Source organism: Rhodococcus yananensis (assembly GCF_020515525.1).
GTDB classification, from domain to species: domain Bacteria; phylum Actinomycetota; class Actinomycetes; order Mycobacteriales; family Mycobacteriaceae; genus Rhodococcus; species Rhodococcus yananensis.
Genome location: NZ_JAIYEP010000040.1, coordinates 1 through 16510, shown reverse-complemented (window position 1 = coordinate 16510; position 16510 = coordinate 1). Strand labels below are relative to the sequence as shown.

Sequence of the window (16510 nt, the reverse complement as noted above, 5' to 3'; positions counted from 1 at the left end):
GATCGCCGGTTGGAGCTCCTACCTGATCGGTCTGATCCGCCGCGGACCGACGCCGTGGACCATCGCGTCCGACATCGGCCGGTTCTGCAGCGCGATGACCGACCACGCCCCGCCCGACTGGGCGCACCCGTGGCCGGTCGCCTGCCGGTGGCCGCTGGCGCGACTGCGCGACTGCAGCGTTCCCGATGCCGCGCTCCGCGAACCGGTGCCCACCCTGCTCCTGCCGCCGCAGGCCGGCACGCACTCCTGCATCGTCGACCATTCGCCGGGGCGGAGCCAGGTGGGTGCGCTGCGCGCCGGCGGCCTGACCCGCCTGTTCTGCCTCGACTGGTCGCCGGCCACCGCGGCGACCGACCGGTGCGCGCTCGACGAGCACCTCGCGGTCGTCGCCGCCGCCGTCGCACACCTCGGCGGACGCGTACACCTGATCGGAGACAGCCAGGGTGGGTGGCTCGGCACCGTCTTCGCGGCGCTGCACCCCGACGCCGTCGAAACGCTGACGGTGGCGGGCTCCCCCATCGACTTCCACGCCGACCAACCGGCGCTCTCGACGCTGTCGCAGGTGCCGGACGCCGCCGCGACCCTCGTCGATCTCTGGTACGGAACGGCTCGCGCGGCCGGGTTGCAGTCCACCGACCCCGTCGGCGACATCGAGCGGGCCCTGCTCCTGCTCGGCTCCCTCGACGATCCCGAGGAGATGGAACGCCTCGAGGCGGAACGTCGATGGTTCGCGTGGCGCCAGGACATCCCGGCGGCCTTCCGGGAGTGGATCATCCGTCACCTGTTCGTCGGCAACGAACTCGTCGCCGGCGCGGTGCGGGCCGAGGACCGGACCGTCGACCTCACCGCGATCACCTGTCCGGTCCATCTGATCGCGGGCGAACGGGACCTGCTGGCGCCGCCCGCGCAGGTCACCGCCCTCGGATTGCACATCACCACGCCCGCCCACGCCATCACGACGACGATCGTCGACGCCGGTCACATCGGGCTGTTCATCGGCCGCGGCGCCCTCGGCGAGGTGTGGGCACCGCTGGCCGAACGTCTCAGCGCCGGGGAATGACCCGGATCTCCGGGTCACGCAGCGACACACCCTGGTTCCGCAGCGCCTGCGCCGCCGCCGACGAGCCGGACCGCGCGTCGGGCGCGGGCGGGAACACCGCACCGGCATCCGCGGATCCCCGGTGATGCGCGGTACCCCGGTCACGCTCGGCACCCCGGCCCCGCCGGCCGACCGACACCCTCTGCCGCGGACGGTCGCCGTCGGTTGCCGGTTCCAGGAGCAACGCCACGATGGGCAGAATCAGTACCAGGATGCCGATGACGAAGGCCGGGAACAGCAACGACGTCACGGTCGGCCCGACCGGGATCGGGGCGGTCGGATCCACCGTGACGTGCACGCCCGCCATCCCCGTGTAGTGCAAGGACACGACGGCGCAGCCCATGACGAACGCGGCACCGACCCGCACGACGATCCGCTCGGTCACGCCGGCCAGCCACAGGGCCGCCGTCGATGCCACGACACCGATGACGACCGATCCGGCGACGAACGCGGGATCGTGTGCGATCGTGCCCTGGATCCGGATCGCCGCCATCCCGCTGTAGTGCATGAGCGTCACCGCGAGCCCCATCACCAGGCCACCGAGCGGGATCGTGACGGCGCGCGGGAGACGCCGCCCCAGCACCGTGTTCCGGTCGGTCATCCAGAAGCCGAGGAAGGTGGCGCCCACCGCGACGACCACGGAGAACAGGGTGGGGCCGAGGGCGTACCGGATCTTCGATCCGGGTACCGCGAAACCCATCATTCCGATGAAGTGCATGAGCCAGATTCCGACGCCACCGATGGCGAGCGCGGCCATCGCGATCCAGCGGACGCCCGTCGGAGCCCCGCCGGGCGTGGCGTCACCCGTTGCTCCACCGACCACCACCGACCGTCGAGCACAGGACAATCCGACGAACGATCCGCACACCGCGGTCGCGTAGGCCAGGAAGAACACCCACAGGCCCATGTCGAAGTGGTGCAACTCGTGAGACATACGTTCCCCGAACGGCACACCCGAGCCGGATCACACTCGGGCGGGGTGTGCCGAACCGGAGCCGAGGGTGCGCTGCCCCTGGCCCCCTGTGCAGCGGCCCCGACGCTATCGCATGCATCACATGAATGCACCCGCGGGGACGTGACCTCCCACAATCACCGAGCTGTCCGTGCACGACCGTCACCGCGGGCCCGGTCGTTCCGGTGGCGTCAGCGCCGCGGCGGATCGTCCGCCGATCGCGGCGCTCCCGGACCGACGCCCACCGCATCCTCGAGGCAGGCCAGTTCGGCGTCGAACAACTCCAGCAGACGGCCGAGGCCCGGCACCGCACGGCCGCACGCCGTCAACCCGAAGGCGATCCGGTCGTCCGTGCTCGTGCACGTGATGTTCAGCGCCTGACCGTCGACCGGGATCGACAACGGGAACAGCGCATCGACGCGGGCACCGTTCCAGTACAGCGCGGTGTCGGGTCCGGGAACGTTGGACACGATCACGTTGAACGCCGGTCGCGGCAGCACCCGGTCGCCGGTGAGAACACCGACGGCGAGCGGCGCGATACCGACGGCGCTGGCGGCGAGCCTCGACACCGTCGACATGCCCTTCATCGCACGTTTGCCTTCGCTCATCGAGGCGCGGACCGCGGTGAGGCGTTCCGCCGGATCGGGCCGGTCGGTCGCGAGCGTGCAGACGAGAATCGCGATGTCGTTGCCGGACTCCTTGCTGCGCAGAGCCACCGGCACCATCGCCACCAGCGACGCGTCCGGAAGCGCGTCGTGTTCGTCCAGGAACGTGCGCAGTGCACCCGCCGACATCGCGAGCACGACGTCGTTGAGCGTCGCGTCGGCCGCCTTCGCGACGAGCCGGAGCCGTTCGAGGGGCCACGAGTGCGCCGCGAACCGCCGCGAACCGGCGATCGGGACGTTGAGGATCGTGCGGGGAGCCGCCAGGGACAGCGACCCACCGCGGTCGTGCAGGGCGCGGTCGACGGTTCCGGCGAGAGCCGGCACGATGCCGACGGCCTCGGAGACGACTTCCCGCACCGCCCGCAGTGCGGTACCCGGCAGATCGATCGCCGTTCCCACCACGGACTTCGGCGCTTCCGCGCGCCCCACCGCCCACGGCGCGGGCATCCCGGTCTCGTTCGGATCCGTCGACAACGCCCGCCGCAGCAACTTCATCGCACCGACGCCGTCCGCCAACGCGTGATGCATCTTGACGTAGATCGCGTAGCGCCCGTCCGCGAGCCCCTCGATCAGGTGGAGTTCCCACAGTGGCCGCGAGCGGTCCAGCAACGACGCGTGCAGTCGCGACACCAGGTCCCACAGCTCGTCGACGGATCCCGGTGTCGGCAGGGCGTTGAAGCGCACGTGGTAGTCGATGTCCAGTGAGGGTTCGTCCTCCCACGCCCACTGACCGAGGCTCGACCACGACCGGACGGCACGCTTGCGCCACAGCGGCGCCGTCTCCTCGTCGTCGGCAAGTGCCGCGGCGAACATCGCCTTGAGGTCCGAGGCGTCGGTGCCCTCACGCGGCTGCAGCAGCAGCAGACCTCCGACGTGCATCGGATGCTCCCGGGATTCCCCGAGCAGAAACATCGAATCGGTCGGTGCCATCGGCAACCGCATGGTCGTCCTCCACTCCCCCTGCGGGCACGCGCGACCCCCGGACGCGCCGCACCCCTGAAACATGCACTGCCGGTGACAATTCCCACATCACGGCATCTTCCAGTTGTACGGCATCACGAGCCGCGGCGCCAGCGCACCGTCCCACGGATCACATGTCGAGACCCAGATCCAGGACCGTCACCGAATGCGTCAGGGCACCGACCGCGAGGTAGTCCACGCCGGTACGTGCGTAGTCGGCGGCCACGTCGAGGCTCAGCCCTCCCGACGACTCGAGCCGGGTGCGCGGCGCGTGGGTGTTGCGGCGCTGCACGGCGATCTGGGTCTTCCACAGCGGGAAGTTGTCGAGCAGGATCAGCTCCGCCCCCTCCGCGAGAACCTCGTCGAACTGGTCGAGATCGTCGACCTCCACCTCGCACGGCACGCCCGGCGCGTGTGCCCGTACCGCACGCAACGCCGCAACCACCGATCCGGCCGCCGCCACATGGTTGTCCTTGATCAGGGCCTCGTCACCGAGACCCATCCGATGGTTGACGCCGCCACCGACCCGCACCGCGTACTTCTGCAGGGCCCGCAGCCCCGGGAGGGTCTTGCGGCTGTCACGGATCTTGGCCTCCGTCCCGGCGACGGCATCGACCCAGTGGGAGGTGGTCGTCGCGATACCGGACATGTGGCACACCAGGTTGAGCATCGTGCGCTCGGCGGTGAGGAGTCCGCGGGTCGGCGCCTCGACGGTGAGGGCCGCCTCGCCCGGTTCCGCACGATGCCCGTCCTCGACCCGCCCCAGCACCCGGTAGCGGCCGGCTCCGATCACCTCGTCGAGGACCAGCAGCGCCACGTCGAGTCCGGCGATCGTGCCCGGCTGTCGGGGGACCATGACGGCCGTCGCGACCGCATCGGCGGGCACGGTGGCGTCGGTGGTCACGTCCGGCCCGTACCGCAGGTCCTCGTCGAGCGCCCGCCGCACGAGCGCACGGGTCTCGTCGGGATCGAGTCCGTCGGGCAGCACGGTGGCCATGTCAGTTCACTCCTGTGAGTTGTGGTTCGGGAACAGCGACGGCGGTGAGGACGAGCCGGTCGTCGTCGAGTCGCTGCTCGATGCTCCGTGCCTGCTCCGGGTCGGATGCGGGATGGTCGCGGCGGGTATGACATCCGCGGGACTCGGTGCGGCGCAACGCCGCCCCGGTCAGGGCTCGGGCAGCGAGGGTGAGCGCGGCGTCCTCGAGTGCCGCGACGTCGCCGCACACACGTCGCGGCGCGGAGGCGAGCAGGCCGGCCGTCTCGACGAGCGTGTCGGCGTCCCGTACGACGAGGGCACTGCGGGTCATCGCCGGTTGCAGCACGCGCCGATCGAGGATCGCGCATGTGGGCAGCGCCGCGTCGCGCACCTCGACGGGCAGGTCCGCGCGTTCGGTGGCGGCGATCCCGGCGCGTTCCCCCACCACCAGTCCTTCGAGGAGGCTGTTCGACGCGAGGCGGTTGGCGCCGTGCAGCCCGGTGCGGGCCACTTCCCCCGCCGCGTACAGGCCGGGCACGGAGGTCCTGCCGTGCACATCGGTGACGACCCCGCCGCACGAGTAGTGGGCGGCCGGGGCGACGGGCAGCAGGTCGCGTGTCGGATCGAGGCCCGCGTCGCGGCACGCGGCGGTGATCGTGGGGAATCGTGTCGGAAAGCCTTCGACGGCGCGCGCGTCGAGGAGGACGTGGTCCTCGCCGAGTTCGGTGAGCCGTTCGGCGATCGCGCGGGAGACGACGTCACGCGGGGCGAGATCACCGAGTGCGTGCACTCCGTCGGTGACGGACCGCCCCCGGGAATCCACCAGGTGTGCGCCCTCTCCGCGCACCGCCTCACTGATGAGCGGGCGCCGGCCGATGCCGCCCGGGGTGAACAGCACCGTCGGGTGGAACTGGACGAATTCGACGTCCGCGACGGCGGCGCCGGCGTGGAGTGCAAGGGCGATGCCGTCCGCGGTGGCTCCGGCCGGATTGGTGCTGCACGAGTACATCTGCCCCAACCCGCCGGTCGCGAGCAGCACCGCGGGTGTGTGGATCACACCCGCGCCACGGCCGTCGAGGACGAGCACACCGACGACGCCGCGACCGTCGGTGAGGATCCGGGCCGCGGCGGTGCCGAAGAGCACGGGCAGCCCCGCCGCGCCGAGTGCACGTTGGACCTCGGCACCGGTCGCGTCTCCACCGGCGTGGATGATCCGACGCGTGCTGTGTCCGCCCTCGCGGGTGCGGGCGACGTCCCCGTCCCGGCCGCGGTCGAAGACCGCGCCCAGATCGGTCAGGGCGGCGACGGCGTCGGGGCCCGCCGCGACGATCGACCGCACCGCCGCCTCGTCGCACAGTCCACCGCCCGCCGCGAGGGTGTCCGCCACGTGTGCGTCGACGCTGTCGCCGGTCGGGGCGACGACGGCGATGCCGCCCTGCGCGTACTGGGTGGCGGTGTCGGTGGGTCCGCCCTTGCTGACGGTGAGCACCCGCAGGCCCCGGCGTGACGCCGCGCGCGCGGCCGTCAGACCGGCGACGCCGCCGCCCACGACGACGAGGTCGGCGTGCGCCTCCCATCCGACGCCGGGTGCCCCCGCATCGGGGTCCGTGACGGTCGTCACTCGCCGCTTCCCGGATTACCGATCGCGATCATCCGCTGCACCGACAGGCGGGCGCGGTCGGCGACGTCCCGGGCGACGTGGACCTCGTCGGCGCCCTCGCGCAGGCAGCGCAGCAGGGCGGCAGGGGTGATCATCTTCATGTACGGGCATGCGGCGCGGTCGTTGACGGGCTGGAAGTCGATGCCCGGAGCGGCCTTGCGCAGTTGGTGGAGCATGCCGACCTCGGTGGCGACGAGCACCTGCTTCGCCCCGGTCTCGCGGGCGGCGTCGATCATGCCGCCCGTCGAGAGGATCTTGACCTTGTCGTCGGGAACGAACCCTTCGCCCGCGAGGTAGAGCGCGGACGTCGCGCAGCCGCACTCGGGGTGCACGAACAGGTCGGCGTCGGGGTGCGAACGGGATTGCGCGGCCAGTTCGTCGCCGTTGATGCCGGCGTGCACGTGGCATTCACCGGCCCAGATGTGGATGTTGTCGCGGCCGGTCTCACGTTTGACGTGGGCACCGAGGAACTGGTCGGGCAGGAACAGCACCTCGCGGTCGGGGTCGATGGACGCGACGACGTCGACCGCGTTCGACGACGTGCAGCAGATGTCCGTCAGTCCCTTGACCTCGGCTGTCGTGTTGACGTAGGAGACGACGACGGCGTCGGGGTGGTCGGCCTTCCACTCGCGTAGCTGATCGGCGGTGATGGAATCGGCAAGCGAGCACCCGGCACGTTCGTCGGGGATGAGCACCGTCTTGTCGGGGCTGAGGATCTTCGCGGTCTCGGCCATGAAGTGGACGCCGCAGAAGACGATGGTGTCCTCTTCCGCCTCGGCGGCGATCCGGGAGAGCGCGAGCGAGTCACCCACGTGGTCGGCGATGTCCTGGATGGCCGGAAGCTGATAGTTGTGCGCGAGCAGTGTCGCGTTGCGTTCGCGGGCCAGTCGGCGAACCTCCTCGGCCCATTCCGGTGTCGCGTCGACGCCGGTGTAGCCGCCGGGGCCGTCGACGATGGTGGCGGCTCCCGCCCACTCGGTCGTGGTCATGGCCGTGCTCCTTCGAGGGCTGCGATCCGGGCGGGCTGCGTCCGGATTTCCGTGAACAAGGTTTTCGACTTAGGATCGAAAACATGTCACATAGTAACACCCACCACGAAGTGCTCATCGCGGTGTTCCAGGTACGCCACTTCGGCGACACCGCCGAGACACCCGGACGCGATCCGGAACTCGGTGTTCTGCTGTGGCAACGGGCCCTCGATCCCCAGGCCGGAACATGGTCGCTCCCCGGCGGTCGACTCCGCGACGACGAAGAACTCACCGCGTCCGCACGCCGGCAACTCGCCGAGAAGGTGGACGTCCGCGAGGTGGCCCACCTCGAACAGCTGTCGGTGTTCTCCGACCCGCACCGGGTACCCGGCCCGCGGACCATCGCCTCGACCTACCTCGGGCTCGTCCCCATCACCTCGGATCCGCAGTTGCCCGACGACACCGCCTGGCACCCCGTCGCCGACCTGCCCGAGATGTCGTTCGACCATCGCATCATGGTGGTCAACGCCCACGCCCGGCTCGCCGCGAAACTGTCCTACACCAACGTCGCCTACGCGCTGGCCCCGGCCGAGTTCTCGATCTCGACCCTCCGCGACATCTATTGCGCTGCACTGGGATACCAGGTGGATGCAACGAACCTCCAACGTGTCCTCACACGCCGCGGAGTGCTCACCCGCACCGGGAACACCGCGCCGTCCGGACGAGCCGGGGGACGACCCCCCGCTCTGTTCCGGTTCACCGACTCACGCCTGCGCGTGACCGACGAGTTCGCCGCGCTCCGACCACCCGGTCAGCCGTAGCACCCGGTCCCACCGGTCCGCGGGCCGATATCCGCCGCACCGACAGCGCGGTCGCCTCCCGACGTCCCATCCGTGCGCGCCGAACGTCACGACCACCGCCGAGACCGCTAGGGTGCGCTCGGAAAACGAATCGTCCACGACGGGAGCACTGTGACCACGATCGGCACCTCGGATCTCGACATCTTCCCCCTCGCGCTCGGCGGCAACACCTTCGGCTGGACCGCCGACGAGGCCACCTCGTTCGCGATCCTCGACGCGTTCCGGGCGGCCGGCGGCAACTTCGTCGACACCGCCGACTCGTATTCGGCATTCGCCCCGGGAAACTCCGGTGGCGAATCGGAGACGATCCTCGGCAACTGGAAGGCGTCCCGCGGGATCGGCGACGAGGTGATGGTCGCGACGAAGGTCGGGCACCATCCCGAGTTCCCGGGGTTGTCCGCCACGAATGTCGCGGCCGCCGCCGACGCCTCCCTGAAGCGGCTGCAGGCCGACCGCATCGACCTGTACTACGCGCATTCCGATGATCCGACCGTCCCGCTCGAGGAGACGGTCGCGGCGTTCGACGCCCTCGTCGGCGCCGGCAAGGTCCGCCACGTCGGGTTGTCCAACTTCACGCCCGCGCGCGTCGCCGAATGGTGCACCATCGCCGACGCGCACGGGTTCGCCGCGCCGGTCGCGCTGCAGCCGCACTACAACCTGGTGCACCGCACCGAGTACGAGACCGGACACGCCCCGGTCGCCGCCGCACACGGTCTCGGCGTCCTGCCCTACTATTCGCTGGCCGCGGGGTTCCTGACGGGCAAGTACCGCACGGCGGAGGACATCCGTGGCAAGGCACGCGAGCGCATGGCCTCGAGGTACTTCTCCGCGGCGGGCCTGGACGTCGTGGACGCACTGGCGACGATCGCGACCGCCCACGCCGTCGAGACGTCGACCGTGGCGTTGGCCTGGCTGCTGCACGCACCGGGCGTGGTCGCACCGATCACCAGTGTCAGCCGCATCGAGCAACTACCTGCTCTGCTCGACGCCACCCGGCTGAAACTCACCGACCTCGAACTCGCGAGGCTGACGTCGCTGTCCGACCGGGTCGGCGCCTGAGTCCGACGCGGACCACGGTTCAGCGCTGCTCGGTCGACATCGAATCGACCGTTCCGTGTCGGGAACACCGCGCCCACCAGCCGTCGGGGGCGATCTGCACGATCATGCGCCGACCGCACTGCGTGCAGAACCGCGGCGGTTCGAGGCCCCGGTGGGCCGCGGTGATTCGCGCGGGGTCGACGCCGCCGGCGACGTCGGCCCCGGTGTAGGGATCGAACATGCTCAGATGCTCTCGCCGAGCGCCTTGATCGGCATCTTCAGTTCGCCGAGCAGGTCCAGATCCGACTCGGCCGGGCGGCCGAGGGTGGTCAGATAGTTGCCGACGATCACGGCGTTGATGCCGCCGAGGATGCCCTGCTTCGCGCCGAGGTCGCCGAGGGTCAGCTCCCGGCCGCCGGCGAACCGCAGGATCGTGCGGGGCAGGGCGAGCCGGAACGCGGCAACGGCCCTGAGCGCGTCGCTCGCGGGCATCAGTTCGAGGTCACCGAACGGGGTGCCCGGACGCGGGTTGAGGAAGTTCAGGGGAACCTCGTCGGGCTCGAGTGCGGCGAGGTCGGCCGCGAACTCGGCGCGTTGTGCGAGGGTCTCCCCCATCCCGAGGATGCCGCCGCAACACACCTCCATGCCGGCGTCACGAACCATCCGCAGGGTGTCCCACCGTTCGTCCCAGGTGTGCGTCGTGACGACCTGAGGGAAGAACGACTTCGCGGTCTCGAGGTTGTGGTTGTACCGGTGCACACCCATCGCGGCGAGCTGGTCGACCTGCTCCTGGGTGAGCATGCCGAGTGAGCAGGCGACCTGGATGTCGACCTCGTTGCGGATCGCCTCGACGCCCGCGGCGACCTGCGCCATGAGCCGCGCGTCCGGTCCGCGCACCGCGGCGACGATGCAGAATTCCGTGGCGCCGGTCTTCGCGGTCTGCTTCGCGGCCTCGACGAGCGACGGAATGTCGAGCCACGCCGCCCGCACCGGGGACGCGAACAATCCGGACTGCGAACAGAAATGGCAGTCCTCGGGACAGCCCCCGGTCTTGAGGCTGATGATGCCCTCGACCTCGACCTCCGGTCCACACCACGCCATGCGGACGTCGTGGGCGAGGGTGAGGAGGTCCTCGAGCCGGTCGTCGGGCAGTTGCAGTACCTCGAGCGTCTGGTCACGGTCGAGGCCGACACCGCGGCGGAGCACCTGGTCGCGGGCGAGGTCGAGAATGTCGGCGCGGGCCGGGGCGTGTGTCACTGCAACTCCTGAGCATCGAACGGCTGGGCATCGAAAGGCTGGACGTCGGTGAACTTGAACACCGTTCACTTGAACGCCGTTCAGGTTAGGGTGGGTGTCGGATACTGTCAATGCAGACCCCCTCCGGCCCGAGTGGGCCGGGCACCGACAGGAGCGACACAGTGCAGCTTCGACGCGGCGACGTCCTCGACGGCGCCATGGCGATCCTCGACGAATACGGCCTCGGCGATCTGACGATGCGCAAGCTCGCCACTTCGCTCGGCGTCCAGCCCGGCGCCCTGTACTGGCACTTCCCCAACAAACAGACCCTGCTCGGCGCCATGGCCGACCGTATCCTCGAGGACGTCGACGCCCCGCCCGCCGCCGACACCTGGGACGACGCACTCACCGAACTCGCCCACCGCTTCCGCGGCGCGCTGCTCGCCCACCGCGACGGCGCCGAACTCGTCGCCGCGACCTACGCTTCCCGGCTGACCACCTCCCGCGCCCGCGACGGGTTCGTCGCGGCCGCGCAACGCGGCGGCCTGTCGCGCGCCTACGCCGAACTCACCGGATACGCACTGCTGCACTATGTTCTCGGCCACACCGTCGACGAGCAGTCCCGCATCCAACTCGCCGAACTCGGTGCCCTCACCCGGGCACCGCTCGCCCCCGGCGTCGACACCGGCGAGTCGCCCACATCGGACGACGACCTCCTCGACGGGGATCCCGCGGTTCGTTTCGACTTCGGGCTGACCCTCCTCGTCGACGGAATCCGCCGGCGCCTGTCGGAGCACGTCCCGTCCTGAGCTTTTTCCGGCTTGTCGGACCCGTCCCGTACTTTCGGTCGACGTGACAACCCCCTGGTCTCCCGCTCGGATCGCCGCTGTCGCCCCCGACCCGTCCTCCCTGACGGCGGCGCGGGGTCTCGCCGGCCGATGGTCCGCGACCGGCCGCTCCGACCGCGCCCTGTGGGGCCTGTGCCGCGGCAGCGGATCGAAGCCCTACACCACGACGGTCGACCTCGACGGCCCGGCCTACCGCTGCTCGTGCCCGAGCCGCAAGTTCCCGTGCAAGCACGCGCTGAGCCTGCTCTCGGTGTGGTCGACCGCCACGGTCGAGGAGACGGACGAACCCGACTTCGTGGTCGAATGGCTCGCCGGGCGCGCCGAGAAGGCCGCCGCGATCGCCGAGGCGACGACGGCAGCCGAACCCGCCCGCACTCCCGATCCCGCCACCGCCCGGCGCCGCGCCGAGCGCGTGTCGGCGGGCCTCGACGATCTCGACCGCTGGCTGGGCGACCGTATCCGTGCGGGGCTCGGGTCGGTTCCCCACAACCGCGACGCCTACGACGACATCGCGGCCCGCATGGTCGACGCCCAGGCCCCCGGCGTCGCGTCGACCCTGCGGTCACTGCCGTCGATCGTGGCGACCGACCCCGACTGGCCGGCCCGGATCCTCGCCGAGTACGGACGTCTGCACCTGCTCGTCCGGGCGTATCGCGCGGCCGACACCCTGCCCGAGCCCCTGGTGCGTTCGGTGCACACGCATCTCGGTCTGCCCACCCGCGCCGACGAGGTGCGGGCGCTGCCCGCGGTCCGCGACGAGTGGCACGTCCTCGCCGTACGCACCACCGAGGACGGTCGGGTGTTCACCCGCAGGACCTGGCTCCGCGGTCGCACGACCCGGCGGTGGGCCACACTTCTCGAGTTCGCCCACGGCTCAGCACGATTCGAGGACGCAGCACCGCTCGTCGGTACGATCGTCGACGCGGATCTGCATTTCTACCCGGCCGCGGCACCGCTACGCGCACTCCTCGGCGCCCGACACCGACCACCCCTGCCCCTCGGCTCCCCGCCGGGGACCGACCTCGACACCGCCCTCGACGAGTACGCCGACGCCCTGGCGGCGGATCCGTGGATCCGCACGTGGCCGGCCCTGCTCGCCGCCGTCGTCCCCACCGTCGGCGACGACGGCTGGTTCCTCGTCGACCGGGACGGTCGCGCACTACCGCTCGGAGGCGAATCCGATACCCGCTGGCGCCTTCTCGCCGCGTCCGGAGGCCGACCGGTGACGGTGTGCGGCGACTGGGACGGGCACACCGTCACCGCGGTGTCGGTGTTCACCGACGACGAGGAGGTGGCCCTGTGAGCCGCGACGGGATCGACTCGCTCGCGTCGACGGCACTGCTCGGCACCGCCCGGGCGACCGCGGACCTCGCGTGTGCGCACACGGCAGGTGCGGTCGGGTTCACCGACGACGATCCCGCACTGCGCCTGCTCTCCGCGGCAGCGCTCGAAGCGACCTTCCTGGCGGGCGCGACCGTCCCGGTGCCGCGCCCCACGGGCGACGTCGCACCCGTCGACGACCGCCCGGTGCTCCCCGCTGCCGCGGCGGAGCGACTGCGCGGACTGCTCACCGTCGGATCGAGCCTCCTCGACGAATGGTTCGCGGCCGCAGCACGATTCCGAGCCCCGCACGCTCTGGTGGTGGACCTGCTCGACAAGGCGCTCGTCGTCGGGGAGCAGCACCGCGACGCGATGGTGGCGTTGGCCGGGCCGCGGGGCGCGTGGGTCGCCGCCCGGAATCCTCGGTGGGCTCCGCTGGTGGTGCCCGCCCCCTCGGAGGACGACGTGTGGCTGCACGGCACGGCGGCTCCGCGTCGACGCTGGTTCGAGAAGCTGCGCGAACACGATCCCGCCGCGGCCGTCACCCGCCTGACCCGGACGTGGTCGTCGGAGAACGCCGCGACCCGCCAGTCGCTGCTCGAGGTTCTCGGGCGGCGCACCGGCGGGTACGACGAGGCGCTGCTCGAGACGGCGCTCGACGATCGCAGCAGCAAGGTCCGCGAGACGGCTGTGCGGCTTCTGCGGCGGCTACCCGAATCCGCGTTCGGGCGGCGCATGACCCAGCGTGTGCACGACTGGGCGCGGTACGACGGCGCCACCCTCACCCTGACCGTCCCCGATCCGCTCGATGCGTCTGCGATCCGCGACGGGCTGGGCCTGCGCCTCGGGCCGGCGCTTCCCACCGCCGCGGCACACGTGGTCCGGTCCCTCGCCGCGTCCGCGCCGATGTCGGCGTGGTGCCCGCCCGCGACCACACCGGACGACGTGCTCGCCGCAACCGTGTCCGACGAGTTCGACACGGCGCTGCGGGCAGGCTGGAACACCGCGGCCGCCTACCATCGCAACGCCGAATGGGCCGCGGCGCTGCTGCGCCGCGACGGCACCGTCGGAGCGCACGTCGCCGGATCGGTCCCGCCCGACGTGCTCGTCACGCATCTGCGTGCGGCCTCCGGGCGCACACTGCTCGACGCGGATCTGCTCGGAGCACTACCTGCGCCGTGGCCACTCGACGTTGCGCAGCGGGTGCTCACCGCCCTGTACACCGCGGGGGCTCCGAAGTCCCGGCAGTTCCGCGCCCTGACCGAGTTGCTGGCCCACCGGGCTCCGTTCGAACTCGCCGAGTTGTGCGCGGACGCCGCGACCCGCACCGACGACATCGACCGGCTGCACCGGTTCTCGTCGGCGGCCGACACCCTGACCCACCGCCGGATCCTTCACGAGGAGTTGAGTTGACCGACACCGTCATCGATCAGCAGGCACTGCTGCGTCCGCACGCGGAGCAGCAGTACGCGCACGAACTCGCCGCGCTCGCCCGGCTCGACGATCGGCCGCGACCTCCGTCGTGGCAGCTGTCACCGTGGGCGGTGGTGACCTACCTGCTCGGCGGCGAACTGCCCGACGGTACCGCGATCGCCCCCAAGTACGTCGGTCCGCGCCGACTCATGGAGGTCGCGGTCGCGACGCTGGCCACGGACCGCGCACTGCTGCTGCTCGGCGTGCCCGGTACCGCCAAGACGTGGGTGTCGGAGCATCTCGCGGCGGCGATCTCCGGATCGTCGACGCGGCTCGTGCAGGGCACCGCGGGCACCGCGGAGGAAGCGATCCGCTACGGCTGGAACTACGCGCGCCTGCTCGCCGAGGGCCCGAGCGCGGACGCGCTGGTGCCATCCCCGATCATGACCGCGATGCGTGACGGCGCGATCGCCCGCGTGGAGGAACTCACCCGCATTCCCGCCGACGTGCAGGACGCGCTCATCACCGTCCTGTCCGAGAAGACGTTGCCCGTCCCCGAGCTGACGCTCGAAGTACAGGCCGCGAAGGGCTTCAACGTCATCGCCACCGCGAACGACCGCGATCGCGGCGTCAACGATCTGTCGTCCGCGTTGCGGCGCCGCTTCAACACCGTGGTGCTGCCGTTGCCCGCCTCCGAAGAGGACGAGGTCTCGATCGTCGCGCGCCGCGTCGCCGACCTGGGTGCGGCGTTGGAGCTGCCCGCGGTGCCGGCGGCCGCCGAGGAGATCCGTCGCGTCGTGACGGTGTTCCGTGAGTTGCGCAGCGGCGCGACCGCCGACGGCCGCACCAGGTTGAAGTCTCCGTCGGGCACCCTGTCGACGGCCGAGGCCATCTCGGTGGTCACCAACGGGCTGGCCCTGTCCGCGCACTTCGGCGACGGTGTACTGCGCGCCTCCGACATCGCGGCCGGCATCCTCGGCGCGGTCGTCAAGGATCCGGTCGCCGACAGTCAGGTGTGGACCGAGTACCTCGAGGCGGTCGTGCGCGACCGTCCCGACTGGAGCGACTTCTACCGCGCGTGCCGTGAGGTCGCGGGGTGACGGTCACTGCGGAGGTCCGGGTTCTCGGGGTACGTCATCACGGACCGGGTTCGGCCCGGGCGGTGCTGCGCGCGCTGACCGCGTTCGAACCCGACACCGTGCTCGTCGAGGGACCGGCGGACGCGGACCCCCTCGTCGGACTCGCCGCCGCCGACGGGATGCACCCGCCGGTGGCGCTGCTCGCGTACGCCACGGGCACACCGTCGACGGCCGCGTTCTGGCCGTTCGCCGAGTTCTCCCCGGAGTGGCAGGCGCTGCGGTGGGCGACCCTGCACGACGCCGACGTACGGTTCTGCGACCTCCCGGCGTCCGTGGCGCTGGCCGCCGACCGCGCGCCCGACGCGGATCGGCCCGATCCGCTCGCGGCGCTCGCGGCGGCCGGCGGCTACGACGACTTCGAACAGTGGTGGGACACCGTCGTCGAGTCCGGTGGCGGCGACGGCGCCGATCCCGCGGCGGTGTTCGACGCGATCTCCGACGCCATGGCGGCGCTGCGGGAGGACGAGGACCTCGACGAGCACACCGCCCGCCGCGAAGCGCACATGCGGCAGGTGCTGCGCGCGACCGTCAAGTCCGGTGCCCGGAAGATCGCGGTGGTGTGCGGGGCCATGCACGCTCCCGCGCTCGGCGGGAAGCTCGGCCCGGCAGCACCCGACGCGCGATTGCTCAGGGGGATGCCGAAGCTGAAGGCGTCGCTGACGTGGGTGCCGTGGACGCATTCGCGGTTGTCCGCGTCGTCCGGATACGGCGCGGGCATCACGTCCCCGGGCTGGTACCACCATCTGTTCACCGCGCCCGACACGACGGTGGCCCGATGGTTGACCCGCGTCGCACGGGTGTTGCGCGACGAGGACCTCCCCGTCTCGAGCGCCCACGTCATCGAGGCGACCCGCCTCGCCGACACCCTCGCGGCGCTGCGGCAGCGTCCGGCTCCCGGTCTCGGGGAGGTCACCGAGGCGACCCGCGCGGTGCTGTGTGACGGTGACGACGTGCTGCTCGACCTCGTCACCCGCAGTCTCGTGGTCGGTGAGGAACTCGGCGCCGTCCCCGACGACACCCCGACCGTCCCCCTCGATGCCGACCTGCAGACGATATCGAAGTCGCTGCGGCTCAAGCGATCTCCCTCACCCAAGGTGCTCGACCTGGATCTGCGCAAGGACATCGACCGGCAACGTTCCCGGTTGCTGCACCGACTGCGGCTGCTCGGCGTCGATTGGGCGGTTCCCGCGGCGTCCGCGGTGCGGTCGACCGGAACGTTCCGCGAATCGTGGACGCTGCAGTGGGAACCCGGGCTCAGCGTCGCGATCGTGGAGGCCTCCCGGTGGGGCACCACCGTCGACTCCGCCGCGCACGCGCTGGTCCTCGACCGACTCGACGCACCGGACGTGTCGCTCGAGCAGGTCGTCGACCTGCTC

Annotated in this window: 15 protein-coding genes; 8 read left to right on the top strand and 7 right to left on the bottom strand. The window is 71.3% G+C overall.

Features of this window, described 5'->3' with window-relative positions:
• Position 1: 1 nt before the first annotated feature.
• Complete coding sequence (locus LDQ05_RS11540) at positions 2-1060, top strand: alpha/beta fold hydrolase (RefSeq protein ID WP_226437105.1); 1059 nt, start codon at positions 2-4, stop codon at positions 1058-1060.
• Here the strand turns inward: LDQ05_RS11540 and LDQ05_RS11535 are convergent.
• The 5 genes from LDQ05_RS11535 to nadA form a co-directional block, all read right to left on the bottom strand.
• Positions 1044-2033, bottom strand: coding sequence for an MHYT domain-containing protein (locus tag LDQ05_RS11535; RefSeq protein ID WP_226437104.1), 990 nt, complete (start codon positions 2031-2033; stop codon positions 1044-1046). The two genes, LDQ05_RS11540 and LDQ05_RS11535, sit on opposite strands and share 17 nt — an antisense overlap.
• Positions 2034-2242: 209 nt before the next feature.
• Positions 2243-3658: a WS/DGAT/MGAT family O-acyltransferase gene (locus LDQ05_RS11530; protein ID WP_226437103.1), complete on the bottom strand. Its 1416-nt coding sequence runs from the start codon at positions 3656-3658 to the stop codon at positions 2243-2245.
• A 148-nt stretch (positions 3659-3806) separates the two neighbouring features.
• The gene (gene nadC / locus LDQ05_RS11525; protein ID WP_226437102.1) at positions 3807-4673 is read right to left on the bottom strand and encodes a carboxylating nicotinate-nucleotide diphosphorylase; all 867 of its coding nucleotides are present in this window, start codon (positions 4671-4673) and stop codon (positions 3807-3809) included.
• Between the two features lies 1 nt (position 4674).
• Entirely contained in the window at positions 4675-6273 is a 1599-nt protein-coding gene (locus LDQ05_RS11520; RefSeq protein ID WP_226437101.1) for an L-aspartate oxidase, read from the bottom strand.
• On the bottom strand, positions 6270-7301 hold the full coding sequence (gene nadA, locus LDQ05_RS11515; RefSeq protein WP_226437100.1) for a quinolinate synthase NadA: 1032 nt from the start codon (positions 7299-7301) through the stop codon (positions 6270-6272). Before nadA ends, LDQ05_RS11520 begins: the two co-directional genes overlap by 4 nt.
• Positions 7302-7384: 83 nt before the next feature.
• Between nadA and LDQ05_RS11510 the strand changes: the two genes are divergently transcribed.
• On the top strand, positions 7385-8101 hold the full coding sequence (locus LDQ05_RS11510) for an NUDIX hydrolase (RefSeq protein ID WP_226437099.1): 717 nt from the start codon (positions 7385-7387) through the stop codon (positions 8099-8101).
• Between the two features lie 150 nt (positions 8102-8251).
• Positions 8252-9199, top strand: coding sequence for an aldo/keto reductase (locus LDQ05_RS11505; RefSeq protein WP_226437098.1), 948 nt, complete (start codon positions 8252-8254; stop codon positions 9197-9199).
• 19 nt (positions 9200-9218) lie between these two features.
• Here the strand turns inward: LDQ05_RS11505 and bsaP are convergent, their stop codons facing one another.
• Positions 9219-9419: a biotin synthase auxiliary protein BsaP gene (bsaP, locus tag LDQ05_RS11500; protein WP_226437097.1), complete on the bottom strand. Its 201-nt coding sequence runs from the start codon at positions 9417-9419 to the stop codon at positions 9219-9221.
• Positions 9420-9421: 2 nt separating this feature from the next.
• Positions 9422-10435, bottom strand: a complete 1014-nt coding sequence (gene bioB, locus LDQ05_RS11495) for a biotin synthase BioB (RefSeq protein WP_226437096.1) — start codon at positions 10433-10435, stop codon at positions 9422-9424.
• Between the two features lie 161 nt (positions 10436-10596).
• Between bioB and LDQ05_RS11490 the strand changes: the two genes are divergently transcribed.
• The 5 genes from LDQ05_RS11490 to LDQ05_RS11470 all read left to right on the top strand — a co-directional run.
• Positions 10597-11223: a TetR/AcrR family transcriptional regulator C-terminal domain-containing protein gene (locus LDQ05_RS11490; protein WP_226437095.1), complete on the top strand. Its 627-nt coding sequence runs from the start codon at positions 10597-10599 to the stop codon at positions 11221-11223.
• A 43-nt stretch (positions 11224-11266) separates the two neighbouring features.
• Positions 11267-12565, top strand: coding sequence for an SWIM zinc finger family protein (locus LDQ05_RS11485; protein WP_226437094.1), 1299 nt, complete (start codon positions 11267-11269; stop codon positions 12563-12565).
• Positions 12562-13995: a DUF5691 domain-containing protein gene (locus LDQ05_RS11480; RefSeq protein WP_226437093.1), complete on the top strand. Its 1434-nt coding sequence runs from the start codon at positions 12562-12564 to the stop codon at positions 13993-13995. The genes LDQ05_RS11485 and LDQ05_RS11480 overlap by 4 nt, the downstream gene beginning before the upstream one ends.
• Positions 13992-15095, top strand: a complete 1104-nt coding sequence (locus tag LDQ05_RS11475; protein ID WP_226437092.1) for an ATP-binding protein — start codon at positions 13992-13994, stop codon at positions 15093-15095. Before LDQ05_RS11480 ends, LDQ05_RS11475 begins: the two co-directional genes overlap by 4 nt.
• Positions 15092-16510 (top strand): DUF5682 family protein (locus LDQ05_RS11470; RefSeq protein ID WP_226437091.1); only part of this gene is annotated, 1419 nt, incomplete at its 3' end. The genes LDQ05_RS11475 and LDQ05_RS11470, both read left to right, overlap by 4 nt.

What these genes read in the sequence shown, in the direction of transcription:
- LDQ05_RS11535 (WP_226437104.1), bottom strand. Translation starts at nt 2,033, where the DNA reads ATGTCTCACGAGTTGCACCACTTCGACATGGGCCTGTGGGTGTTCTTC.
- LDQ05_RS11530 (WP_226437103.1), bottom strand. Translation starts at nt 3,658, where the DNA reads ATGCGGTTGCCGATGGCACCGACCGATTCGATGTTTCTGCTCGGGGAA.
- nadC (WP_226437102.1), bottom strand. Translation starts at nt 4,673, where the DNA reads ATGGCCACCGTGCTGCCCGACGGACTCGATCCCGACGAGACCCGTGCG.
- nadA (WP_226437100.1), bottom strand. Translation starts at nt 7,301, where the DNA reads ATGACCACGACCGAGTGGGCGGGAGCCGCCACCATCGTCGACGGCCCC.
- LDQ05_RS11510 (WP_226437099.1), top strand. Translation starts at nt 7,385, where the DNA reads ATGTCACATAGTAACACCCACCACGAAGTGCTCATCGCGGTGTTCCAG.
- bsaP (WP_226437097.1), bottom strand. Translation starts at nt 9,419, where the DNA reads ATGTTCGATCCCTACACCGGGGCCGACGTCGCCGGCGGCGTCGACCCC.